At 56.0% G+C, this 23,984-nt stretch carries 22 protein-coding genes; 17 read left to right on the top strand and 5 right to left on the bottom strand.

Going from position 1 to position 23,984, the window contains the following annotated elements; translation table 11 throughout:
* Positions 1-21: 21 nt before the first annotated feature.
* Together LG300_RS05935 and LG300_RS05940 are read right to left on the bottom strand one after the other, a co-directional pair.
* The gene (locus tag LG300_RS05935; RefSeq protein WP_404377477.1) at positions 22-948 is read right to left on the bottom strand and encodes a diguanylate cyclase domain-containing protein; all 927 of its coding nucleotides are present in this window, start codon (positions 946-948) and stop codon (positions 22-24) included.
* Positions 945-1,799 (bottom strand): hypothetical protein, encoded by an 855-nt coding sequence (locus LG300_RS05940; RefSeq protein ID WP_404377478.1) that lies wholly within the window; start codon positions 1,797-1,799, stop codon positions 945-947. Before LG300_RS05940 ends, LG300_RS05935 begins: the two co-directional genes overlap by 4 nt.
* A gap of 151 nt (positions 1,800-1,950) precedes the next feature.
* On the opposite strand from LG300_RS05940, the gene LG300_RS05945 reads away from it, so the two are divergent.
* The 11 genes from LG300_RS05945 to lipB all read left to right on the top strand — a co-directional run bounded on the left by LG300_RS05945 (position 1,951) and on the right by lipB (position 12,421).
* Entirely contained in the window at positions 1,951-3,258 is a 1,308-nt protein-coding gene (locus LG300_RS05945; protein WP_404377479.1) for a glutamate-5-semialdehyde dehydrogenase, read from the top strand.
* Positions 3,259-3,302: 44 nt separating this feature from the next.
* Positions 3,303-3,947 carry a nicotinate-nucleotide adenylyltransferase gene (nadD, locus tag LG300_RS05950; RefSeq protein WP_404377996.1) on the top strand — a complete coding sequence of 215 codons (645 nt, stop codon included), beginning with the start codon at positions 3,303-3,305 and terminating at the stop codon, positions 3,945-3,947.
* A gap of 114 nt (positions 3,948-4,061) precedes the next feature.
* Positions 4,062-4,448, top strand: a complete 387-nt coding sequence (rsfS, locus tag LG300_RS05955) for a ribosome silencing factor (protein ID WP_404377480.1) — start codon at positions 4,062-4,064, stop codon at positions 4,446-4,448.
* A complete protein-coding gene (rlmH, locus tag LG300_RS05960; protein WP_404377481.1) occupies positions 4,445-4,912 on the top strand; it encodes a 23S rRNA (pseudouridine(1915)-N(3))-methyltransferase RlmH in 468 nt (155 codons plus the stop codon). Before rsfS ends, rlmH begins: the two co-directional genes overlap by 4 nt.
* 96 nt (positions 4,913-5,008) lie before the next feature.
* Positions 5,009-6,916 carry a penicillin-binding protein 2 gene (gene mrdA, locus LG300_RS05965; protein ID WP_404377482.1) on the top strand — a complete coding sequence of 636 codons (1,908 nt, stop codon included), beginning with the start codon at positions 5,009-5,011 and terminating at the stop codon, positions 6,914-6,916.
* A 2-nt stretch (positions 6,917-6,918) separates the two neighbouring features.
* The gene (rodA, locus tag LG300_RS05970) at positions 6,919-8,079 is read left to right on the top strand and encodes a rod shape-determining protein RodA (RefSeq protein WP_404377483.1); all 1,161 of its coding nucleotides are present in this window, start codon (positions 6,919-6,921) and stop codon (positions 8,077-8,079) included.
* 44 nt (positions 8,080-8,123) lie between these two features.
* The gene (gene mltB / locus LG300_RS05975) at positions 8,124-9,149 is read left to right on the top strand and encodes a lytic murein transglycosylase B (RefSeq protein ID WP_404377484.1); all 1,026 of its coding nucleotides are present in this window, start codon (positions 8,124-8,126) and stop codon (positions 9,147-9,149) included.
* Positions 9,142-10,098, top strand: coding sequence for a septal ring lytic transglycosylase RlpA family protein (locus LG300_RS05980; RefSeq protein WP_404377485.1), 957 nt, complete (start codon positions 9,142-9,144; stop codon positions 10,096-10,098). Before mltB ends, LG300_RS05980 begins: the two co-directional genes overlap by 8 nt.
* Positions 10,099-10,169: 71 nt before the next feature.
* On the top strand, positions 10,170-11,369 hold the full coding sequence (locus tag LG300_RS05985) for a D-alanyl-D-alanine carboxypeptidase family protein (protein ID WP_404377997.1): 1,200 nt from the start codon (positions 10,170-10,172) through the stop codon (positions 11,367-11,369).
* 87 nt (positions 11,370-11,456) lie between these two features.
* Positions 11,457-11,768 (top strand): YbeD family protein, encoded by a 312-nt coding sequence (locus LG300_RS05990; protein ID WP_404377486.1) that lies wholly within the window; start codon positions 11,457-11,459, stop codon positions 11,766-11,768.
* Positions 11,769-11,770: 2 nt separating this feature from the next.
* Positions 11,771-12,421, top strand: a complete 651-nt coding sequence (lipB, locus tag LG300_RS05995) for a lipoyl(octanoyl) transferase LipB (RefSeq protein ID WP_404377487.1) — start codon at positions 11,771-11,773, stop codon at positions 12,419-12,421.
* Positions 12,422-12,507: 86 nt separating this feature from the next.
* On the opposite strand, the gene lipA is transcribed toward lipB, so the two are convergent.
* Positions 12,508-13,563: a lipoyl synthase gene (gene lipA, locus LG300_RS06000; protein ID WP_404377488.1), complete on the bottom strand. Its 1,056-nt coding sequence runs from the start codon at positions 13,561-13,563 to the stop codon at positions 12,508-12,510.
* A gap of 180 nt (positions 13,564-13,743) precedes the next feature.
* A complete protein-coding gene (locus LG300_RS06005; RefSeq protein WP_404377489.1) occupies positions 13,744-14,742 on the bottom strand; it encodes a LysR family transcriptional regulator in 999 nt (332 codons plus the stop codon).
* A 269-nt stretch (positions 14,743-15,011) separates the two neighbouring features.
* Here LG300_RS06005 and LG300_RS06010 point away from each other — a divergent pair, with 269 nt between their 5' ends.
* From LG300_RS06010 to LG300_RS06035, 6 genes are all read left to right on the top strand, one after another.
* The gene (locus LG300_RS06010; protein WP_404377490.1) at positions 15,012-17,393 is read left to right on the top strand and encodes a DUF3141 domain-containing protein; all 2,382 of its coding nucleotides are present in this window, start codon (positions 15,012-15,014) and stop codon (positions 17,391-17,393) included.
* A gap of 321 nt (positions 17,394-17,714) precedes the next feature.
* Positions 17,715-20,342, top strand: a complete 2,628-nt coding sequence (topA, locus tag LG300_RS06015; protein ID WP_404377491.1) for a type I DNA topoisomerase — start codon at positions 17,715-17,717, stop codon at positions 20,340-20,342.
* Positions 20,339-20,800, top strand: a complete 462-nt coding sequence (locus tag LG300_RS06020) for a DUF6586 family protein (RefSeq protein ID WP_404377492.1) — start codon at positions 20,339-20,341, stop codon at positions 20,798-20,800. The genes topA and LG300_RS06020 overlap by 4 nt, the downstream gene beginning before the upstream one ends.
* 142 nt (positions 20,801-20,942) lie before the next feature.
* Complete coding sequence (locus LG300_RS06025; RefSeq protein ID WP_404377493.1) at positions 20,943-21,407, top strand: 2-hydroxyacyl-CoA dehydratase; 465 nt, start codon at positions 20,943-20,945, stop codon at positions 21,405-21,407.
* A gap of 154 nt (positions 21,408-21,561) precedes the next feature.
* Positions 21,562-22,194 carry a murein L,D-transpeptidase family protein gene (locus tag LG300_RS06030; protein WP_404377494.1) on the top strand — a complete coding sequence of 211 codons (633 nt, stop codon included), beginning with the start codon at positions 21,562-21,564 and terminating at the stop codon, positions 22,192-22,194.
* A gap of 224 nt (positions 22,195-22,418) precedes the next feature.
* Complete coding sequence (locus tag LG300_RS06035) at positions 22,419-22,682, top strand: Lpp/OprI family alanine-zipper lipoprotein (protein ID WP_016914087.1); 264 nt, start codon at positions 22,419-22,421, stop codon at positions 22,680-22,682.
* A gap of 111 nt (positions 22,683-22,793) precedes the next feature.
* Here the strand turns inward: LG300_RS06035 and LG300_RS06040 are convergent, their stop codons facing one another.
* Entirely contained in the window at positions 22,794-23,930 is a 1,137-nt protein-coding gene (locus LG300_RS06040; RefSeq protein ID WP_404377496.1) for a L,D-transpeptidase family protein, read from the bottom strand.
* Positions 23,931-23,984: the final 54 nt, after the last annotated feature.

Raw genomic sequence — 23,984 nt, forward strand, 5'->3', positions numbered from 1 at the left:
GCGATTTAATCCGCAAGTGGGTTACACGTTGGCAATGGCGTTGGCGCGCGCTTCCAAGCGCTGCACGTATCGTTCAAAACTCTCTTTGCGGAGAGGCAGGCAGGTGGCAATGCGTGCCTCTAGCTGGCCGGTTTCCACTAGCACTCGACGGGAAAGCGCCCGCTGTAGGCGCTCCCTGACCAGCAACGCGCCACTCTCACTGGTGTCGGGCAGTACCAGCCAGAACGTCGCATTACCTGCGCGCCCCAGTATATCGTGATCACGGCAGCGGCTATTCACCTCGCTGCATAGCGCGCCCAACAGGGCAGTTTGTGCGCGGTGGCCAAACTGCTCTTCCGCCATATCCAGTTGTGGCAGGTGAATCACGAGCACTGCCAGCCGCTTATTAAGCATGGCTGCCCGTTGAAACTCATTATTAAGTCGCTCTTTAAGCGTATCAATATGGTAGGCGTCACAATCGCTATCGTTAGGGTCCGTTGCCCTCAGCAGTGCCTGACGGCGTGCATGTTCCCAGGGGGGGAGGGCGAGCAGGAGTGCTAAGGCCACATAGCTAAGTGAAAAAGGGGTTGTTTCGAAAGTGGATAGCCACCACCAGGCGGAAAGGAAAACTACGTTGAGACTCAGTGCGCTCCAAAGCGGCAGTAGTAAAAAGGTAGCTCCAATGGGTAAGCCGAGCCACATAGAGGATGTGTTTGGCTGTGTATAGGCCGAGGTGAGTACCACAATATAGACACTTACCAATAGCAGTATACGCGGCACACAGGGACGAATCCCCCGACCTAAATGCATGAGTAGGCTAACTAATAGAAGCATGGACAAAAAAAGCGGTATGAGCAGATCACGGTAGCTGCCCATCGCGTACAACCACAGCGTGTACCCCACCATAATGACCATACTGGCGCTATAAACCACCGTCATTAGGCGCTTTGGGGGCGGTGGTACTCTCATGCGGCCTCGCTTAGCCGTTGTTTTGGATAGCGGCTTAGGGCGTCGATAGAGAGAGCGTCTAATTCGATTTCCATAAGCGGTTGATGATAGAAGGTAGCGCTGTCGGGTAGGGCAGCGCATAGGGTTGTGAGCCGTTTAGCGGCCTCTTTGGGGGACCTGGATAGCATGAGTGTGGCAAGGGTTGTGTTATTTAGTCGGTAGACATTTTCAAACTCATAGGTTAGTTCACACAGTTTCTGGGCGACTGGCCATAGCTGGTGTCGTTTGACCTGAATAACCAACACCTCCGCATGGATAGCTTCCCGCTCTGAGCGGGTTTGCTCTCTCATTAAATCGCGTAATAGCTGTTCACCTGCCCATAGATTGACGCCTGGCACCAATCTTAGACGCTGTCGGATATCGCCATTCATATTAATTAACTGGTGGGTGCGGGAAAGGGCCAGTACGCTAAGTGTTGCCAGTGATAAAGCCATCAGCAGCCACTCTGGGAGGCTCATCACCGACGCGATGAATAGGCAGCTAAGCGTGGCCGCTCCTATGTTAAATATGGCTGTCCAGCGGTGTTGGGGCAGCATAAATACAGCCCCCCAAGCCCAAACAAGCAGCGAATGGCGTTCGGGCGCGGCAGCAATTAATCCGAGTAGCAGGGTGCCAGCAAGCATCTGCCAAGGCAGTCCAGGAGAGCGGCGATGGCTAAAGTCCAAGGCCAAAGCGGTGACAAATAGCCAGCCCACCGACAGCCAGAGCAACAAGGTCGCTGCAGGAGGGGCTGTGGGCGTCCATAAGGCCAACGCTACGGCAGCAGCGAGTAGGTTGGCTCTTAGCAGGCTGATTTTGTATTTGCTTTGCATGGTGGCTTACTATTTACCTGATAGCGATTGGCCTATTTAGCCGTAGCATAACGCATTGCTTGGACCAGTCCTTTGAATCACTCAGTATAATGCCCAAATGGCGTAATATAAGCCCACTCATTTAACAACGCTGACCACATAGGGAGATAGCATGCGCGGTTCTGATGCATTCCAAGAAGACGCCCAACACCATTTGGCTACCGGGGATGTGCCCGCGTATATGCAAGCCCTAGGACAAGCAGCCCGGGCTGCGGCAAGTGCATTACGTCGTGCCGATACTCAAATGAAGAATCGTGCGCTTGAGGCAATGGCTCAGCGGATTGCGGCGGCGCGCAGCGATATTTTACAAGCCAACGCTGAAGATATGCAGCGCGGGCGTGATAATGGCCTGGATAGCGCGCTGTTAGACCGCCTGGCGCTGAACGATCAACGTATTGATGCGATGATTGAGGGGCTCCGCCAAGTGGCGGCGCTACCCGACCCAGTGGGGGAAATTGACGGCATGACCTACCGCCCTAGCGGGATTCAGGTGGGCAAAATGCGCGTTCCCCTAGGCGTGATTGGTATCATCTACGAATCGCGCCCCAACGTAACGCTTGAAGCGGCTAGCCTGTGTTTGAAATCCGGCAACGCTTGCGTGTTGCGCGGTGGTTCCGAAGCCAGTGCCTCTAACGCTGCGCTTAGCCGCTGCCTTCAAGCGGGGTTGGCCGACGCGGGTCTGCCAGCGGGCAGCGTGCAGGTGGTTGCCACCACCGACCGGGCGGCGGTGGGCGAGATGATTAGTATGCCCGCGTATATTGACGTGATTATTCCCCGTGGCGGCAAGTCGCTCATCGAGCGTATTTCTCGTGAAGCTAAAGTGCCGGTGATCAAACACCTAGACGGTGTATGCCACGTCTATATCGACACCACCGCCGACCCTGCCAAAGCGCTGGCCATTGCCGTGAATGCCAAGACCCACCGTTATGGCACCTGTAATACCATGGAAACACTGCTCATCGATGCGCCGATTGCCGATATTTTGCTACCGGAGTTGGCACGAGCCTATGCCGAACACCAAGTTGAGCTGCGTGGCTGCGAGCGTACTCGGGCGTTACTTCCCCAGGCAGCCTTGGCTACCGAGGAGGATTGGCACGCCGAATACTTGGCGCCCATTCTTGCCATTAAAGTGGTCGATGGCATGGATGAAGCAATCGGACATATTGAGCGCTACGGCTCCCACCATACCGATGCGATTGTGACCCAAGACTACTCGTTGGCGCGGCGCTTTATGGCCGAAGTGGATTCAAGCTCGGTGATGGTAAACGCCTCGACTCGCTTTGCGGACGGTTTCGAATATGGTTTGGGAGCAGAGATCGGTATCTCCACCGACAAGCTACACGCCCGAGGCCCGGTGGGGCTGGAAGGGTTAACGACACAAAAATATATCGTATTCGGTGATGGTCAGGTTAGGCAATGAGCAGTGTGCCGAAGCAAAATGTGCCGAAACAAATAGATCGTCCAATGCGGATAGGTATGCTCGGGGGGACGTTTGACCCCGTCCATAATGGCCATCTACGCAGTGCCGTAGAAGTGCGCGAGGCGCTAGGGCTAGACCGGTTGCATCTAGTGCTTGCGCCCAAACCACCCCTGCGGGATACCCCGCAGGTGTCGGCTACCCAGCGTTTGGCCCTGTTAAAAGCAGGTATTGGCGATACGCTAGGGCTATTGGCGGATGACCGCGAGCTGCAGCGCGCTGGCCCCTCCTATAGCGTGGATACGCTGGCGGAGCTGCGCCAGCAGTACGGCAACGATGTTCCGCTAGCGATGATTATCGGTTTTGATGCTTTCTTACGATTAGCCAAGTGGGATCGAGCCGCACAGCTTTTTGAGCTTTCACACCTCGTTGTGATTGCCCGGCCTGGCTATTACTCCCCCTGGCCTTCAGCATTGAAGGAACTGGTGGGCGATCGTGAAGTCGATAGTGTGGATATATTAATGCAGCGCCCCTACGGCGGTATGTTGATGCTGGAACTGCCATCTTTAATGGCTATATCCGCCACCTATATTCGGGAGCGGCTGCAAGCAGGTAAAAGCGTGCGCTACTTGCTGCCGGAAGCGGTCGAACAGGCTATTTTTCAACAAGGGCTTTACCAATCCGGCGAATAGCGCTGGCAGTCGCCAAAGAAGCCGTTACAATGGCCCGCCTATCAGCGGGGGCATCAGTTATAACCACGACTTATTGCCACAATCTATTACTACAAGGGGTTGCCTTCAGGAGTCATGCACATCGATACATTGAAAAATCTAGCGATTGACGCGCTAGAAGAGCTTAAAGCACGTGATATTACGCAACTCGACGTTGCGAAATTAACCGAAGTTACCGACCTCATGATCATTGCGAGCGGTACTTCTACCCGCCATGTGGCCGCACTGGCCCAGAACGTTGTCGAAAAAGCCAAGGCAGCCGGTATGCACCCTAGGGGTGTAGAGGGTGGCGATAATGCCGACTGGGTGTTGGTGGACCTAGGCGATATCGTTATTCACATCATGCTACCCGAAGCCCGTGCGCTGTACGATCTGGAGCGCCTCTGGGCGGATCTGCCTAGCGACGCTGGTGCGATGAGTGAATCGCTGAAACAGTTTGAAGAGCGAGCCACCATGTCATGAGGATTCGGCTGTTGGCGGTGGGTACAAAAATGCCTGCGTGGGTAGAGCAAGGTGTTGAAACCTACCGCAAGCGGCTTCCTCGGGACTTCACGCTGGAAATTGAAGAGATTCCGTTAGGCCAGCGCGGCAAAAACGCGGATATAGCCAAGGCGCGCGCACAAGAGGCGCAGCGTATCCGCGAAAAGCTGCGTGGGGATGAAATCGTCGTGGCGCTTGAAGTGAAAGGTAAGCCCTGGACCACCGAGCAGTTGGCCCAAGAAGCGGATGCTTGGCGTATGGAAGGGCGCGACGTTGTGTTATTGGTAGGCGGGCCAGACGGCCTAGAACCCACGCTCTCGGCGACGGCCGATAAAGCATGGTCGCTCTCGCCACTAACGCTGCCGCATCCGCTGGTGAGGATTATGCTGGCGGAACAGCTGTACCGTGCCTGGACACTGTTGGTCGGCCACCCTTATCACCGCTAGGTATCGCGCGACTACCGCTAAAGCTACTGAGTGTTACGCTACCCACCCCAACGGGGCCGCCGCGTTCATCGTTTGATTTGAGAGTCATCTGTTGCCATGCCCCAGCGCCGTGACACGCTAAAAAATCCCGAGCAAGAGCTGCGTATTTTCCGTGTCAGGGCGCTGCTTGCCGTACTGGTAGTCATCATTTTGACCAGTTTGCTGGTTAGCCGCCTTGGCTACCTGCAGATCGTTCAGCACGACCTTTACAGCACACGCTCCGAGAAGAATCGCGTTCGCGTTGAGCCTCTACCGCCTAACCGTGGGTTAATCTATGACCGTAACGGCGCACTGCTGGCGGAAAACCGTCCTACCTATAACCTGACCCTGGTGCGCGAGCGTGTTGATAATCTTGACGAGACGCTAGCCTTATTGGTGGAGCTGTTAGAGCTCCCCGAAGAGGAGATCGAAGCGTTTCACGTGCGTTCGCGCCAGCGCCAGCGCCCTTTTCAGCCAGCGTTGCTGATGAGTGATCTCAGCGAGGAGCAGATTGCAAGGCTAGCCGTCAACCGTCATCGGCTGCCTGGCGTCGAAGTGGAAGCCCAACTGTTGCGCTACTATCCCGACGCCGAGGTAATGGCTCATGCGCTAGGATATGTCGGGCGTATCAATGCGGACGAGCTACAAGACCTCGATGCAGGCCGCTATGCGGGCACTCACTTTATTGGCAAAACCGGCGTAGAGCGTTTTTACGAAACTGAGCTGCACGGTGAAGCAGGGCTGCGTAAGGTGGAAACCAATGCCCGTGGCCGTGTGCTGAGAGAGCTGGGCCGCACCGACCCAGTGCCTGGTGCTAACCTAACATTGACCCTTGACCGCTCGCTGCAGATGCTGGCCTATGAGCTGTTGGATGGTCGGCGCGGTTCGATTGTGGCTATCGTGCCGAAGACGGGTGAGATCCTAGCTATGGTCTCAACCCCAGGCTTTGACAGTAACCAGTTCGTGACCGGTATTGATGTCGCCTCCTACCGTGCGTTGCAGGAAGATATCGACCTGCCGCTGTTCAACCGTGCTATTCGCGGCCATTACCCACCGGGGTCAACCATCAAACCGTTTTTGGCCCTTGCAGGGCTGGTAGAGGGGGTGATTACCCCTGATAGTACAATTAACGACCCTGGCTACTACCAGCTGCCCAACGACTCCCGCCGCTACCGTAACTGGCTACGGTGGGGGCATGGGCGTGTCGATATGGAGCGCTCCATAGCGGTCTCCAACAACACCTACTACTACTCGCTCGCCCACGACCTTGGCATCGATAAGCTCCATGAGCGGATGACTAATTTTGGTTTCGGCCAGCGCGTGGCGCATGACGTTCAGGGGGAGAGCTCCGGCCTAATGCCCTCCCGGGATTGGAAACGTGCTCGCTTCAACCAGCCCTGGTATCCGGGGGAAACGCTATCGGTCGGGATTGGCCAAGGCTATTGGCAGGTAACGCCGCTACAGCTGGCAAGCGCCACGGCGGCGCTTGCTAATCGGGGGGATTGGGTGAAGCCGCGGCTTGCCCTGCGTATAGGCGAAGAGCCTGTTCCCCAAGAGTTACCCAATACCCTCCCGGATATCCAGCTAGCCAACGATAACTGGTGGGACCGCGTATATAGCGGTATGGAGAAAGTCATTAGTGGTAGCGAAGGTACCGCCCGGCGCACCGGAGTGGGCTTGGAGTATCGTATGGGGGGCAAGTCGGGCACGGCCCAGGTGTTTTCACTCGGTCAGGACCAGCGCTACAACGCAGAAGAGTTAGAAGAGCGGCTGCGTGACCACGCGCTGTTTATGGCGTTCGCACCGATTGAAGATCCGCAAATTGCGGTATCGGTGATTGTTGAAAATGCTGGAGGAGGCAGTACCCACGCTGCCCACTTGGCGCGGGCAATGACGGATGCCTGGCTACTGGATGACGATGCGCCCGCAGTAGACGATGTCAAAGAAGTATTAGAAGCAGACAACGCAAACGTGGAGGGTAACTGATCATGCCTTGGCGGCTACTGTCCCGTTCGCTGCGCCGTTACCCCGTGCGCCCACCTGATAGTGGCATTGCCCGCCGTAAAAGTATTTGGGAGCGTATCCACCTCGACCCCTGGCTGTTGGGTATGCTGTTGCTACTGATGGGAGGCGGCTTGCTGGTACTTTACAGCGCCTCCGGGCAGCGTATTGATACGGTGATTGCCCAGGCCATTCGTTTTGGCATTGCCCTCTCGGGCATGGTGATTATTGCCCAATTTTCCCCCTCTACGTTTTTGCGCTGGGCACCGTTGGCCTATGGTGCAGGTTTAGCCATGCTTGTGGCGGTGGAGGTTGTGGGTGATGTAGGGATGGGGGCCAAGCGCTGGCTTGAAATTCCGGGGGTGATCCGTTTCCAGCCCTCTGAAATGATGAAGCTAGCGGTGCCGTTAATGGTGGCGGCTTACTTAAATCGTTGCCAACTGCCCCCCAGGCTACGCGATATTGTGGTGTGTGCGGTCATTATTGGCGTGCCAGTTGTGCTGACTGCGATTCAGCCAGATTTGGGTACATCGCTGCTGGTAGCCAGTGCGGCTATTATTGTCGTGCTATTGGCAGGGCTCTCTTGGCGTTTAATTGGTTTGGTGGCCTCTCTAGGTGCGGCGGGTTTGCCCCTGCTATGGATGAACATGCATAACTACCAGCGCCAGCGGGTGCTGACGTTTCTAGACCCCGATAGCGACCCGCTTGGCTCGGGGTGGAACATCATCCAGTCCACGACCGCCATTGGCAGTGGTGGTCTATGGGGCAAAGGGTGGTTGGAAGGCACCCAGTCCCAGCTGGAGTTTCTGCCTGAACGGCACACCGATTTCATTATTGCCGTACTGGGTGAAGAGTTTGGTTTGGTGGGAATGCTGATGCTCTTGGCGCTCTATGTCATGATCGTTGGCCGTGGCTTATGGCTTGCGGCCTCTTCGCAGGATACTTTTGGCCGCCTGTTTGCAGGCAGTATCATTCTGACATTTTTTATCTATGTGTTTGTCAACGTGGGCATGGTGAGCGGAATTTTGCCGGTGGTAGGTGTCCCCCTGCCGCTGGTCAGTTTCGGGGGAACCTCTAGCGTGACGTTGTTGGCTGGGTTCGGTATTCTCATGTCTATTCATGCCCATCGGCGATTACTGCCACGTTGATCGTTTAATCAGCGGTAATGCGTATTCACAGGAGTGGTGAACGAATGAACAGGGCGCGAAGTAGAGCGGGCGGTTACGCAATTGCCATGCTAGTAGCGTGTTCGACCTCTGTCGTATGGGCAGAGGAAGAGGTAACTTTTGATCCTCAGCGCAATGCCCAGACGCAGCAACTGGCCGATGAAGTCGCCCAGCAGGGCGTGCCTATTGAGTGGCTGGAGCGAGCGTTAGCCAAGGCAAATTATCGCCAGGAAGTGCTGGATGCCATGGCAGGTGCGGCAGAACGTCGGCTAAGCTGGTTTGAGTACCGCGAAATCTTCCTGACCGAGCAGCGCATTGAAGAGGGCGCTGCATTTATGCAAGAGCATGGGGATACGCTGGCGCGGGCGCAATCGGTTTACGGTGTTCCTCCGGAAGTGATGACTGCCATTATTGGGGTGGAAACCTACTATGGGCGCCGCAAGGGGCGCCATAAAGTGCTGGATTCGCTAGCAACGCTGGCCTTTCACCACCCCGCCCGTGGCGCCTTCTTCCGAGGGGAGTTGGCGGCATTTTTGACCATTGCCTATCAGCAAGAAGTCGCGGCGGATACACTTTATGGCTCCTATGCGGGGGCCATGGGCTACCCGCAGTTCATTCCCACCAGCTACCAGGCGTATGCCGTTGACTTCGATAATGACGGCAAGCGGGATCTATGGAATAACCCGGTGGATGCCATTGGCAGCGTGGCCAACTATTTTGCCGAACACGGCTGGCAACGGGGTGGAGCGATCTACCATGAAGCGGAAGGGCCGGAGACGCTTCCTGATGGGCTAACGTTTAACCAAACGAAACAGCCAACGACCACGGCGGCCGAGGCGGCCGAGCAAGGCGTTGTCACGGAGGGTTCGCTTGCGCCCGATACGCCGGTAGTGCCGCTTGTTTTAGAGTATGAAGATGGTCGTCAAGGCTACCGGCTGGGTGAGTACAACTTCTATGTCATCACCCGTTACAACCACAGCCACCTCTATGCCATGGCTGTCGCAGAGCTGGCAGAGGCTATTAAGCAGCAAGCTGGGGCTACGCATGACTAAATCGCGCATCAATCTACGTGCTGTAAGCGGCTCGCTGCTACTGGCGGCTTTGGTCAGTGGGTGTGCCAGCCAAACGCCCCAACGCGAGGCCGGGGCTACGGCCCCAAGCACTCCGCAGTCCTCTACGGCTGCCGCCAGCGGTGAGCGCTATGCCATGACCGGTGATGCCTACCCAGTAGCGCCGCCGGACGTCACTACCGTACCTGACGCGGAGCCGCGTATTGAACCGCCCTCCAGGGCGGGCAACCGGCCTACTTACGAGGTCTGGGGGGAGACCTACCATGTCCTCCCCGATGCGCGGGGTTACGCCAAGCAGGGCACCGCCTCCTGGTATGGCGAAAAATTCCACGGCTACGCTACCTCGAACGGCGAAATCTACGACATGTATAAAATGTCGGCGGCTCACCGCTCGCTCCCGCTGCCGACCTTTGCAAGAGTGACTAGCTTGAGCAACGGGCGCTCCGTGATTGTCCGCGTAAACGACCGCGGCCCATTCCATAGCGACCGTGAAATTGATCTCTCCTATGCGGCTGCAGCTCGTCTCGGTATCTTGGATAACGGCACGGGGCCGGTGCGGGTAGAAGCTATCGACCCGGGTCAGTGGCTGGCAGAGCGCGGTAGGGGCGGCAGTACAGCGTCTTCGCCAGCGGTGTCTGCTGCGCCTTCCGCCGCCACTGCCGCCGTTCCGGCGTCTCCAGAACAAGCGCCAGCTTCCCGCGAACCCAGTGCTAACGATGCGATTTATCTGCAAATCGCCGCGCTGGGGAGTGCTGAAGGGGCGCAGCAGCTTCAGCAGCGTTTAGCAGGGGAGCTGCCGCACGGGGTACGCATTAAGAGCGACTCGGATATCCACCGTGTCCAGGTGGGGCCGGTGAGTCCTGGCCAAGAAACACAAGCCCGTGAAGAACTGCGCCGTGCAGGCTTTCCCCAAGTATTTGTCGTAAGATAATGCCTTTCTGTAGGTGCACTTAAGTGGCGTTTTGCGACGCCGCCATTTTCTTTGTTAGTGAGAAGTTAGTGATGACCGTATTGATGTCGATTCGCCGTACCGCCAAGCTCTGCTTATTAGCGGCTATGACCGTTGTAATTTCTCCTGCCATGGCGCAGGTGATTCCTCAGCCCCAGACGATTATCCCCGCGCCGCCGCAGTTGGCAGCCAGTTCGTGGATTCTGATGGACGCCAACAGCGGGCGAATCCTTGCCGAGCATAACTCTGATGAGCGCCTGCCCCCGGCGAGCTTGACCAAGTTGATGACCGCCTACCTGGTAGAGCGTGAGCTTGACCGCGGCACGATTAACCTGACCGATATGGTCAACATCAGCGAGAACGCCTGGCGCACTGGCGGTTCCAAGATGTTTATCGAAGTCGGGGACCAAGTGTCGGTGGATAACCTCCTGCACGGCATTATCATCGTATCGGGTAACGATGCCAGTGTAGCAATGGCCGAGCACTTGGCAGGTGGCGAAGCGCCGTTTGCCGATCTAATGAACCAGCACGCGACGCGTCTGGGAATGAACGACACCAACTTTATGAACGCCACTGGCCTGCCCCACGAGAACCACTACTCGACAGCCCATGACATGGCGCGCCTATCGCGGCATATCATCAACGACTACCCCGAGCATTACGCCATTTACTCCCAGCGTAATTTCTCCTATGGCGGTATCGACCAGCCGAACCGTAACCGCCTGCTGTGGCGCGACCCGACAGTGGATGGCTTGAAAACCGGCTGGACAACGGAAGCGGGGTACTGCCTTGTTTCCTCTGCCCAGCGCGATGGGATGCGCCTGATCTCGGTTGTTATGGGTACCGCATCGGATGAAGCGCGTGCCCAGGAGTCTCAAAAGCTGCTGAGCTACGGTTTCCGCTTCTATGAAACCATGAAGCTTTATGAGCGTGGCGCTGTGTTAGCGACACCGCGCGTATGGGGAGGTGAAACCAACGAACTGCGCGTGGGTGTTGATCAGGAAGTCTTTATGACGCTGCCCCGCAACCGTAATGAAGAGCTACGCGCACGCCTGAACCTTGACGCTGACCTGCAGGCCCCCGTTTCGGTAGGCGATGAAGTTGGTACGCTGGAAGTCTATCTGGGTGAAGAAGTGGTCGGCGAGCGCCAGCTGGTAGCCCTGGAGAATATCGAAGAGGGCGGTTTATTCAAGCGCCTGTTCGATCAAGTCCACCGCTTCTTTAGCAACCTGATTAGCAACTTCACCAGCTAATTTTGGCAGGCCGACCCCGCGTCTTGTATTGCTGAGGGTTCGGCCTTATTTGCAACGGAGCGATTCACCTATTTACAAAGGCGAAATATGAAAAAAGGCGCTAATAAGGGGTTGCGAGATTTGCGGCAGCCAACAGTGAAAGAGCCACCCAAAATTACTTTCCCCTGCGATTACTCCTTAAAAGTCGTTGGAGATGCCGCCGAGGATTTTCCTGCGGCTGTATGCCAGGTAATCGTTAAACATGCCCCCGACTTCGACGAAACCACGCTGCAAGTGGTAGATAGCCGCAACGGGCGCTTTCAATCGGTGCGGGTGACGATTATCGCCACCGGCGAGCAGCAGCTTAGCCGACTGTTTGAAGAGCTGAAAGCGACGGGCCGTGTGCATATGGTGGTGTAGCCATGTCCCATGATCTCCCTATAGAGCTGCACCGCCTAGGCCATCGCGCCTACTTACCTGTTTGGGAAGCTATGCGGGAGCTAACCGACACCCGTGATGAGACAACGCCCGACCAGTTCTGGCTCGTTGAGCACGATCCGGTATTTACCCAGGGGCAGGCGGGCAAGCCCGAGCACCTGCTGATGCCTGGGGACATTCCAGTGGTTAATACCGACCGAGGCGGACAGGTTACTTACCACGGCCCTGGGCAGGTGGTGCTCTATCCTCTGTTGGATGTGCGGCGCGGTAAAGTTGGCGTGCGCGACCTGGTTAGCGCGCTTGAGAATGCCGTGATTACTGTACTGGCTGGGTACGGGGTTGACGCCTGGGCTAAGCCGGATGCGCCGGGTGTCTATGTGGAGATCGCCCAGGGCGAGGCCAAGATAGCCTCACTAGGACTCCGCATTCGCCGCGGGGCGAGCTACCATGGTGTGGCGTTGAATGTGGATGGGGATCTGACACCGTTTGCGCGGATTAACCCCTGCGGCTATGCGGGTATGCAGGTCACACGGCTTGCCGATGTGGCAGAGCTGTCAACAGAGTGCGATGTGGGCGAGCAACTTGCAGCGGCGTTAGCTGCCCAGTTACATCGTCGCTTGGTCAGGCCTGAATAAGTAGCTGATCAGGAAAGGCGGAGAACGGTAGAATCGGGGCAAAACGCCTGCATGGTGGCCAGAGCCACACCATGCAGGCAGATACGCTAACCGACGTTAAAGGCAGGAATACGGTTGTTGTCCTGCTCTTCCTGCCCTGGAATGGCCGCTGGCGCGGCGAGGCCAAGGTTGTTTTTCTCGAAAACGCGGTCTGCCCGGTAGCTGGAACGGACGAGCGGGCCAGATGCTACCTCCATAAAGCCTTTCTCAAGGCCCAGCAAACGGTAGCGCTCAAACTCTTCCGGGCTTACCCAACGCTCAACCGCCAAGTGGTTCTTGGTAGGGCGCAAATATTGGCCCAGCGTGACGATATCTACGCCAATCTCGCGCAGGTCATCAAACGTTTGCAGTATCTCTTCGTCAGTCTCGCCTAGCCCCAGCATTAAACTGGTTTTGGTGAGCACATTGGGGCGGTGCTGTTTGGCGTGGGCGAGTACATCGAGCGTTTTGCGATAGCCTGCGCGCGGGTCACGTACTTTGCTGGTGAGCCGCTCAACGGTCTCGACGTTCTGGGCAAACACCTCAAGTCCGGAATCAACAACGCGCTCAATGGCAGCTTTGTCGCCATCAAAGTCTGGCGTTAGCGCTTCCACCACTACCTCTGGCGTGCGCGCTTTAATAGCTTGGATGCAGTTGGCGTAGTGGGTCGCACCGCCATCATCCAGATCATCGCGGTCTACCGAGGTCAACACGATATAGCGCAGACCCATTAGCTCAACAGACTTGGCGGTATTTTCAGGTTCTTCGTGGTCCAGCCAGCCTTTAGGATTGCCCGTATCCACCGCGCAAAAACGACAGGCTCGGGTACATACCGACCCCATCAACATGATAGTGGCGGTACCGTTGCTCCAGCACTCGCCCATGTTGGGGCAGTGGGATTCAGCACAAACAGTACTTAGCCGATGTTTAGCTACGTTTTTCTTAACGGCCTCAAAACGCTCGCCACCAGGAATTTGCGCGCGTAGCCATTTGGGTTTGCGCTCAAGTGAAGGGGCATCTGTCTGCGCTTTGCGCTGTTTCATGCCATCCTTTATCACCGTCATGCCATGTTCGTTACGGAATTTTTCACCGCTGGGCACGCGCTGGGAAGGGGTGTTGCTCATAGGAGAGAGCCTCTCTACTTTGCGGCTAGCCATTAGACCATTCGAGCGACACATCACACAGCATAAACGTGGGAAGTGTGGTTGCGATACGGCTGCTGACTAGGCCCTGAGTAACGCTGACTGATACGTAGGTTGTAGATAATGTAACATAATTGGCAATCAACAAGACACCGTAAACGGCTAGTGCTCGTACTCTAGCGATAGCGCAGGCAAGCAAGAAACCCCATGACTTGGCAGTGGGCTAGAGGGTGCTTGAAAGTGGCGCTGGAACTCAGGTAAGTGCTCCCGTATAAAGCGCAAGAAAAGCTCAGCAACCGGGGTTGGAAAGTGGTCGCGGCGGTATACCGTGCACCAAGCGCGCCGAATAGGGAAATTGGGTAGTGACAGCGTTGCCAGTAACCCCTGCTCTAACTCAAGCTGTACTGCTAACCGTGGTAGCACTGCTACGCCTAGATGGGCCATCACCCCCTGTTTAATCGCTTCGTTTGTGCCGAGCTCAATGCGGTGGGGGAGGCCAACCTCTTGGTCGATAGCGAGCTGCTCAAAGGCGCTGCGCACCCCAGAGCCGGGTTCTCGCATCAGCACATAATGACGCGCAAAGTCGGCAAGTGTTGGGTTGGACATGCGCAAGAGCGAATGCTCAGGCCATACCACCGCCACCAGTTCGTTCTCGAGAATCGGCATGACGACTAAACCATCGTCCTCGGGCACCATGGCCATGATGACGACGTCGTCCTGCTGCTCAGCAAGCCGCTCAAGTGCTTGGCTGCGGTTGCATACTTTTAAGCGCAGCTGAACATCCGGGTAGCGCGCACGAAACTTTGCTAACAGGTAGGGCACCACGTATTGAGCTGACGACACCGCAGCGATGCTCAACTTACCGCTGATTTTGCCGTTAATGTCTGAAAGATTCATCTGCAGCCGTGAGAGCTGGCCAAAGATTTCCCGAGTTGAGAGTGCCAATGTGTCAGCCGCTGGCAGGATATGAAGAGTTTTGCCTGCGTACTTAAATAGCGGTTGCCCCAGCGCTTGCTCAAGCTGGCGAATCTGTGCGCTCACAGCTGGCTGGGTTAGCCCGAGCTGTTCGGCGGCCCGCGAGTAGGAGCGTTGTCGATGCACTGCCTGAAAGACCTGCAGCTGTCGAAACGTTAAGCGGTTGAGCAACGTGGGGGATGACATAACCACCTCAGGGTAAACTTTCTCAGTAACAAGACGCTCTTAAACAAGAAAGCAGTATCAGCGTCAGGGCAGAGATGCTATCACCGTTTGAAGGCTATCGCTTTTAAAGCTGAGCGGTGTATAAGCATGAAAGAGCAGCACAGGAGCAAAACGCTCTAGGCGAGCGTGTGGTAATCATCGACGTTAGGCAAGGAGTGGCCTAAACTATATTGCATTGCAGCATCATTGCTTCGGGATTGGTGCTATGCATCAACCCAACGGGAGAATTTATGAACTTTCTCGCTAATCCTTTGCTTACCAATGCGCTTGCCGCTCCTTGGTTTGGCTCATCGAATGATTCCGCGACGTTATCAGGCGGCGAAGCTGTTGCAAGCATGCTCGATCCTTTTGGATTTGGGCGTGCTGCTATGCGCTACTGGCGTGATAGCGTAGAACGCAACATTTTGTATTGGGATGTTATGCGCGAGCGCGGTAACCAATATCTCGAACATATGGAGCAGACAAAGCCCAATGTGCTCGGATTTGAAACCGAAGTGCTGTTGGATGGCCGCACGCTACCTCGGCCGACTAACTATGAGCTGCTTCGGGTATTGCCGCCCGAGCATATTCAAATTGACCCGCAGAAGCGCCCGTTTGTGGTGGTCGACCCGCGGGCTGGGCATGGCCCTGGTATCGGTGGTTTCAAGCCGGATAGCGAGCTGGGCGTGGCGCTCAAAGCAGGGCATCCTTGCTACTTCATCGGCTTTTTACCTTTTCCTGAGCCAGGCCAAACGGTGGAAGATGTGGTGGAAGCAGAAATTGCTTTTCTCCGCCATGTCATTGAGCTTCATCCAGAAACTACCGAAAAACCGATGGTCGTTGGCAACTGCCAGGCGGGTTGGCAGCTGATGATGGCCGCTGCGCTTGAGCCTGAGGTTTTCGGGCCAATTCTGATAGCCGGAGCGCCGCTCTCCTATTGGGCGGGTGAGCATGGCAAGGCACCCATGCGATATACCGGTGGCATGACAGGCGGTAGCTGGATTACCGCGCTGACCAGTGATATCGGTAACGGCCTATTTGATGGGGCATGGCTGGTGCAGAACTTTGAGCGCCTCAACCCAGCCAACACTTACTGGAAAAAGCAGTACCATCTCTACGCCAATATTGATACCGAGACCAAACGCTACTTGGAGTTTGAACGCTGGTGGGGTGGCCATGTAGTGCTTGGCGGCAATGAGATTCAGTACATTGTCGATAACTTGTTTGTCGGCAATCGCCTCTCAACTGCCCAACTGATAACCCGTGACGGACGGCGGATTGATCTACGCAATGTGCGCTCTCCGGTGGTAGTGTTCTGCTCACGGGGGGATGATATTACGCCACCGCCCCAGGCGTTGGGCTGGATTCGTGATCTCTACGAGGGCGAAGAGGATATTATTGCCAACGAGCAGACGATTATCTACTGCTTGCACGACACCACTGGCCATCTGGGAATTTTTGTATCCGGCAGTGTTTCCCGTAAAGAGCACTCCGAATTTACGGCGAACATGGATTACATTGATGTTATGCCGCCGGGGCTGTACGAAACGACTGTGTCGCACGCCGATGAGCGCTCGGATGCCGAGTTGATGGAGCGCGACTACCTGCTGGAGTTTACACCTCGGAACTTTGAAGAGCTGGATCGGGATGTGATGCATAAGCCGGAAGATGATCGTCGGTTTGCAACCGTTGCCCGCATCTCCGAAATCAACCTGGGTCTGTACCGCCTGTATGTTCAACCCTGGGTGCAAGCGGTCATGACACCGGAAGCCGCGCGCTGGATTCGCCGCATGCATCCCATTCGCCTGGGCTATAAGCTGCTGTCCGATCGTAACCCGCTTACCGTACCATTGCCGGTTATGGCTGACTATGTGCGCCGCCATCGTCAGCCGGTTGAACAGGACAATATGTACAAAGCGTTAGAAACCATGGCGTCTGACCACATTGTGTCCATCCTAAACGCATGGCGCGACCTACGGGATAGCTCAACAGAGCGCCTGTTTATGGATATTTACGGTCAACCGCTGCTCCAAGCCGCCGTTGGGCTATATGGCGATGCTCACGTGCACCGTCGTCGTCCAGGGGCAGAGCCTGAGCACCGGCGCTTCATTGAAAGTCGCCAAAATGAACTGCGTCATAAAATTGCCCAAGGCGGCCCCCACGAAGCGGTGATGCGCTCGGTGATCTATGTGTTGGGCGGTGCGCCGGCCACCGATGAGCGTAACTTCAAGCGACTGCGCGCTTCCCGAGCGGAGCTGGAACCCGGCACCTCGTTAAGTGAATTTAAGCGCTTAGTGCGTGAGCAGTTCTTTATTCTGAAGCTTGACCGAGAGCAGGCGCTTAATACGTTGCCGGTATTGCTGAAAGGCCAAAGCAGCGAAGCGATAGATGACTATATTCGTCATTTAGAGCACGTCTTTGCCGCTAGCGGCGAGTTAACGGAACATGCCGCTAACCGGTTTGAACAGATAAAGGCACTGTTTGATAAAGCGCGTCCGGCTGCACTGCCGTCTCCTGCGACGAACCAAGTGCCTGACGAAAAAACATTGGACACTCCGTTAGAAGCGCCTGCGAAGAAACAGTCGGCCTCGCACTCAAACGCCCAGCGGCGTAGCCCTCCCCGCAAGCGTTAAGACTGCTTGTCTATCTGGTCTTGCCCCCGCTTTTGAGCGGGGGCATTTTATTGTCATCCCGTTATTTGGGTTGCCGAGTGTCTAGCGGCAGTCTAGTGTCTAGCTACCCTACGGCAAAAAAAGCACCGTTAAACGCATAGTACTGCTAATGCGCTGTTGCTAGGATTTGCTTTGCTCCCTAAGAAACGGTTGCTACTAGCGCTTAATGAAGGGCTGGGGTAGGGTAGGCGCATTTTTCTCATGGTCGCTAAATACATATTAAGGCGGCAACGTATTCAAAGCATGGGCGATAGCGCCTGGGCAATAGAAAAGTGGAGCACTATGGGCAAGTCACTGGTCATCGTCGAATCGCCAGCGAAAGCGAAGACGATTAATAAATATCTCGGCAACGATTTCATCGTAAAGTCGAGCGTAGGTCATATCCGTGACCTGCCGACCAGCGGCTCAGGTAAGGCAGCCTCCGACCCAAAGGAGCGTGCACGCCAGGCCGCGGCAACGCGTAAGATGTCGGCGGAAGAGAAGGCGGAGTATAAAAAGCGTAAAGCTCACGACCAGCTCATTCGACGCATGGGGATTGACCCGGATAACGGCTGGGAAGCGCACTACGAAGTGCTTCCAGGGAAAGAGAAGGTAGTCGCTGAGCTAAAGAAACTGGCTGAGAAGGCCGACGCTGTTTATCTCGCTACGGATTTGGACCGTGAAGGGGAGGCGATTGCCTGGCACCTTCGCGAAACCATCGGTGGCGACGATAGCCGCTACAAGCGCGTGGTGTTCAACGAAATTACTAAAAACGCCATTCAGGATGCGTTTAAAGCCCCCGGTGTCTTGAACATCCCCCGGGTTGAAGCTCAGCAGGCACGCCGCTTCTTGGACCGCGTAGTGGGCTTTATGCTCTCGCCGCTATTGTGGGCCAAGATTGCCCGCGGGCTTTCCGCCGGGCGCGTACAATCTGTGGCGGTGCGTCTGATTGTGGAGCGTGAGCGGGAGATTCGCGCTTTTATTCCCGAAGAGTTTTGGGACGTTCATGCGGATCTCGTCTCTCCGGATGGAGAACTGGTGCGTTTTGCCCTTGTTCGTCAGGATGGCAAGCCGTTCCGCCCCACCTCTGAAAAGGATACCCTGGCGCGTATTGAGCAGCTGCGCAAAGCCAAGCTCTCGATTACCTCGCGGGAAGATAAACCCACCAGATCAAAGCCGACTGCGCCGTTTATCACCTCGACGCTTCAACAGGCCGCCAGTGGCCGGTTAGGGTTCTCGGTGAAGAAGACCATGACCATGGCCCAGCGCCTCTACGAAGCGGGCTACATCACCTATATGCGTACCGACTCTACCAACCTGTCGAAAGACGCCGTGGAGAGTGTCCGTTCGTTTATTGGTGATGAGTATGGCGCACGCTACTTGCCGGAATCACCCAATCGCTACAGCAGCAAAGAGAGCGCCCAGGAGGCCCACGAAGCTATCCGGCCCTCCAGCGTTGAGCGTAAAGCCACCGATCTGGTAGGGATGGAGCGCGACGCTGAACGCCTCTACGAACTGATTTGGCGCCAATTCGTGGCGTGTCAGATGACCCCGGCCGAATACCTTTCCAGTACGCTCAGCGTGGAAGTGGATGGCTACGACCTGCGTGCCAAAGGGCGCGTGCTGAAGTTTGACGGTTACACCCGGGTAATGAAGCCTACGGGCAAAAACGAAGATCAGAGCCTGCCTGACCTGCCCACCGGCACGGCAATGCAGCTGGAAAAACTCGACCCGCAGCAGCACTTTACCAAGCCACCTGCGCGCTACACTGAAGCCAGCTTGGTCAAAGAACTAGAGAAGCAGGGTATTGGCCGCCCCTCCACCTACGCATCGATTATTTCGACCATCCAGGACCGAGGTTACGTCAAGCTGGAAAACCGCCGCTTCTATGCCGAAAAGTTGGGCGATATTGTCACTGAGCGTTTGAAGGAGTCCTTCCCCGATTTGATGGACTACTCCTTCACCGCGCGTATGGAAGACAGCCTGGATGAAGTGGCCGAGGGAGAGCGCAACTGGCAGGCGTTGCTAGATGCTTTCTATGAAGAGTTCCGCATGGAGCTGATGAAGGCCGAAAGCGAGGAGGGAATGCGCCCCAACCAGCCGGTGCCTACCGATATCGATTGCCCGAGCTGTGGTCGCAAAATGCAGATTCGCACCGCTTCCACCGGGGTGTTTTTGGGCTGTAGTGGCTATAACCTGCCGCCTAAAGAGCGCTGCAAAACCACCATCGATCTGATTCCCGGTGAAGAGGCCGTGGCAGAAGACGCCGGCGAAGAGGCGGAAACCGATGCGCTGCGCGCCAAGCGCCGCTGCCCGAAATGCGGCACGGCCATGGATAACTACCTGATTGATGAAACCCGTAAGCTGCATATCTGCGGTAATAGCCCTGACTGTGACGGCTACGAAATCGAAAGCGGCAAGTTCAAGATCAAAGGCTATGATGGGCCGGTGATTGAGTGTGATAAGTGCGGCTCGGAGATGCAGCTTAAATCAGGCCGCTTTGGCAAGTACTTTGGCTGCACCAACAGCGAGTGTAAAAACACCCGCAAGCTGCTACGCAGTGGCGAAGTCGCGCCGCCGAAGATGGACCCGATCCCCATGCCAGAGCTGGCTTGCCAAAAGGTAGATGACCACTATGTTCTACGGGATGGCGCGAGTGGCCTGTTCCTGGCGGCTAGCAAGTTCCCTAAAAACCGTGAAACCCGCCCGCCTCTGGTCAAAGAGCTGAAAGCCCACGCCGATGAGTTGCCGGAGAAGTATCACTTTATTCTTGATGCGCCAAGCGAAGACCCCGATGGCCGCCCCGCGCAGATCCGCTTCTCACGTAAAAACAAAGAGCAATACGTAATGACCGATGAAGAGGGCAAAGCGACCGGCTGGAAGGCGACCTTTGAAGGCGGCAAATGGCATGTGGAGGATAAGCGCAAGTGAGCCCCCGTTCGCGTACCAATCAACTGCTATACCAGGCTGAGCTGCTGGTCGGCCTGCCAGTTGGCGATGACGAGCATACGCCAGCTCGGCAAATGGCCATTGAAGAGAGCGCGCTGGCACTGTTTGAGCTGGCGCTCGGCTCGCTGTTGAAAGAGGTCACAGAGCACGCGCGGCTGGAGAACCACGATTGGCGCGCGCTGCTCGCCAGTAATGGCCCCGATGTGGCGGAGCTACAGCGCCTGCGCGATGCCGCGCAGCGGCCGGAAAGCTGGCTCTACTGGCTGGTGGGCCAATTGGATAAGCTGCATAGCGACGATGGCGCCGCCCGCCGCGCTGTGCAAAACCCTGCCATGATTGCCGTAGGGAGCCAACTGACGCTGGCTGAACAGCTATTAGAGAACCTTCAAGCCGCGAAGCGCGATATTGCTTCGCTGCGGGAAACAAGCCAGGAGTGGTGACGAAGCAGCACTCTGCTGAGAAACGTGTGCTGAGAAACGTGTATAGCCAGATGCTAAGAAACTAGATGTTAAGAAACTAGGTGTTGAAATGTGCGTGCTTGCCACCATGCTGTATAGGGAAGCAACGACATAGGAGACACGGATGCGCTACAACCAAGTTAAGGATCTAGTCGAGTGGGCCGCGGGTTACCATGGCCGCATGGCCCGCCAATACAGCGAAGCCGCCGAAGGCGCCGAACATGAACGGCTAGCCATGGCGTTAACCTACTTGGCCAATAGTGAGCTCAAAATGAAAACAGGGCTGGAGGGCCTGTTTCATGACGGCTCGGACCACCGCGAAGTGCTAGAGATATGGTTCGACGACTCTAGTGATTTCCCTCAACCCCCTGAGCTTGAAGCGCTAGCTGAGCAGACTGTCGTTGGCTCTATCGATGAGCTTACTGAAACGGCGGTTGAATCCCACCGCAAGCTGCAAAGCCTCTATGAGCACCGTGCTTCCCGGGCTAAGGTGGAGCCGGAGGAGATCTTCTTTAACGCTTTGGCGGAAGGGCATAATGCAGAAGCACGTAAGCTGGTTGCGAGCATGCAAGAGTTCGATGATATCTAATTATTATTGAATCAGCAGTTTAGCTCAGCACTAGTCACGCTCGGAGCATAAATTAGGCGGCTAGAGCACTGACAAGGGGCGCTTGAATAGGGTATAACAGCCGTCATCAATGCGTCGTTGGCCAGCTCTGCTGGCCCGTTTTTTGAGAGCAATAATGATGTCTGTAGACCGTCGCCGATTTCTAGCGTTGGCACTGAGCTGGCCAGCAGTCGCCAGCGCAACGGCCACAAGCGCTGTGAACGATTATGAGCCAACCGACTTGGTTGCGACGCTGCTTTCCCGTGCTGCCACACCACGCCACAGCAACGAGCTGTGGGTGCTGATTGACGATAAAGAGGCGACACTGAGCATCTTTCGCGGCAATGCGATAGTCGAGCGTTTTTCACCTGTCTCGCTGGGTCGCGGCGGGGCCAAAACCCAGCGTGTTAGCGGTGACAGCGTGACGCCGCTGGGAGAGTTCAGGGTTAATCGATTTAATTTCGAAAGTCAGTGGCATATCTTCATCGGTATCGATTATCCTACGCCACCTCACGCGCGTATGGCGCTCGAAAAAGGCATATACTCCCAAACGGATTATGAAGCCTACTTCGATCATTATCGGCGCTACGGCTCGCCCCCGCAGAATACTGCGCTGGGCGGAGCTATCGGGATTCACGGAATTGGCGGTGGTGATCCAGAGATCCACGGTAGCTTCCACTGGACCCAAGGGTGTGTGGCTGTTACCAATGAAGAAATCGAACGAGTAGCTGAGCTAGTTGAGGTTGGCACTCGCGTGGTGATCCGCTAGGCTTGTGTTGTTGAAGGAAGTTCTAGGTTTTAAACAAGTGGCTATAGACAACCGCTGTGGTCTATTATAAAACAGCGTTTGACTTACGTGCCCTGGTGCGTAACCCTGGTACAAGTCGCTGTGAAGAACCTGCACCGCAGGTAGACAAATTTAAGCTAACCTCTTAGCCTTACTTTTTGTCATACCCTTAACGTAGTACCCAAGGAAGACTCAAGGAGAACACTATGACTCTGAAGACTGCTCTGAAGATGACTGCCGCTGCCGCTTCTCTGGCAATCCTGGCTGGCTGTGCTTCTACTAGCGCTCTGGAAGAAGTTCGCATGACTGCTGAATCTGCACAGGCTGACGCCGCAGAAGCTCGCAGCATGGCTTCACAAGCTCTGAACACTGCAAACCAAGCTCAGCGCGACGCGCAAGCTGCTCTGCAAATGTCTGAGCAGAACCGTGAAGAAATGAACCGCATGTTCCAGCGTTCCATGCAGAAGTAATTCTGCTTGGGCCACTGGGATGGCTACGTGCCTAGTGGCTGCTGTAGATGTGAAAAACCCCGCCTCGGCGGGGTTTTTTGTTGCCTGATACCTGTTTACTTGATGCCCGTTTTAAGCATCGCCTTCAATACGGACAGAGGTAGAGAGCTCTACACCTTTGAGAATGCCCTCAAGCTGCTGGGTAGGTTGCGGCTCGGGTTCGGGCTCTGGAGCTGCTGGTGCCTGTGGGCCGTAAAGTGCTACGAAGCGGCCATCGGGCGACTCAACAGCGCGTTTTACCTGCTCGTAGTCGATCTCGGCCTGATTCTCTGCAAGCTCGCTAACGCGCTCAATAGCGTTTAGCAGCGGCTCAAAGTTACCGACGTTCTCCTCTAACTGGGGGTAAGACTGCATAAACAGCGTACCGTCTGCCGCATAACCGGCTTTAAAGGGGGCATCCATTAGGTTTACTTGAGTGCCGCTGGGTAGACGCTCATAAAGTGATTCAATGTCTTCTGGATACATGCGGATACAGCCGCGGCTAACGCGCATACCCACCCCATCAGGGCGGTTGGTGCCGTGGATTAGGTAGCTTGGCATTGCTAGTAAGATGGCATGGCGGCCAAGGGGATTGTCTGGCCCCGGCGGTACAATGGCGGGGGCTGGCTCGCCGCGCTCAGCAGCTTCACGACGCATAGAGGCAGGCGGTGCCCAGGCAGGGTCTTTTACCTTAACGGTGGTTCGAGTGATGCCTACTGGAGTGGCAAACTCTTCACGCCCCACACTGACTGGATAGGTTTCTACAATGCCTGGATTGTCGGCGGGGTAGTAGTAGAGGCGCAGTTCGGAAAGGTTAACCACCACGCCTTCGCGGGGCGCTGGCGGCAGGATGTAGCGCGCCGGAATCACCACCTCGGTGCCTTCACCCGGTACCCAAAGGCTAACATCTGGGTTAGCCATGCGGATCTCTTCGTAGCCAATATTATGGCGGCGGGCGATATCAATCAGGGTATCTTCAGGGTCATCGACGGTAACGGTGTAGTACTCACCGATAATATCGCCCTGTTCGGGCAGGCGAAAGTGGCCGCGGGGTAGCTCCCGCGCCTCGGCAACCTGCTCTGCGCTGGCAGCGGCATCGCCAGTAATCGCCACGGTGCTCTCAGCCTGCTCGGCCGATGGCTGTGCATAGACTGGTCCCGCAAGGCCCGCTGCTAGCAGAATTGCTAGGCTGGTGGGGCCCCAACGGGTGATGTTATTACGAGTATTCATGGTATTTCCTAATCAATGTATGCACTGCTGGTACTCATGGAAATGGGCAGCAAT

Origin of the sequence: Vreelandella aquamarina, from assembly GCF_044805175.1 — a bacterium.
GTDB lineage: Bacteria > Pseudomonadota > Gammaproteobacteria > Pseudomonadales > Halomonadaceae > Vreelandella > Vreelandella aquamarina_B.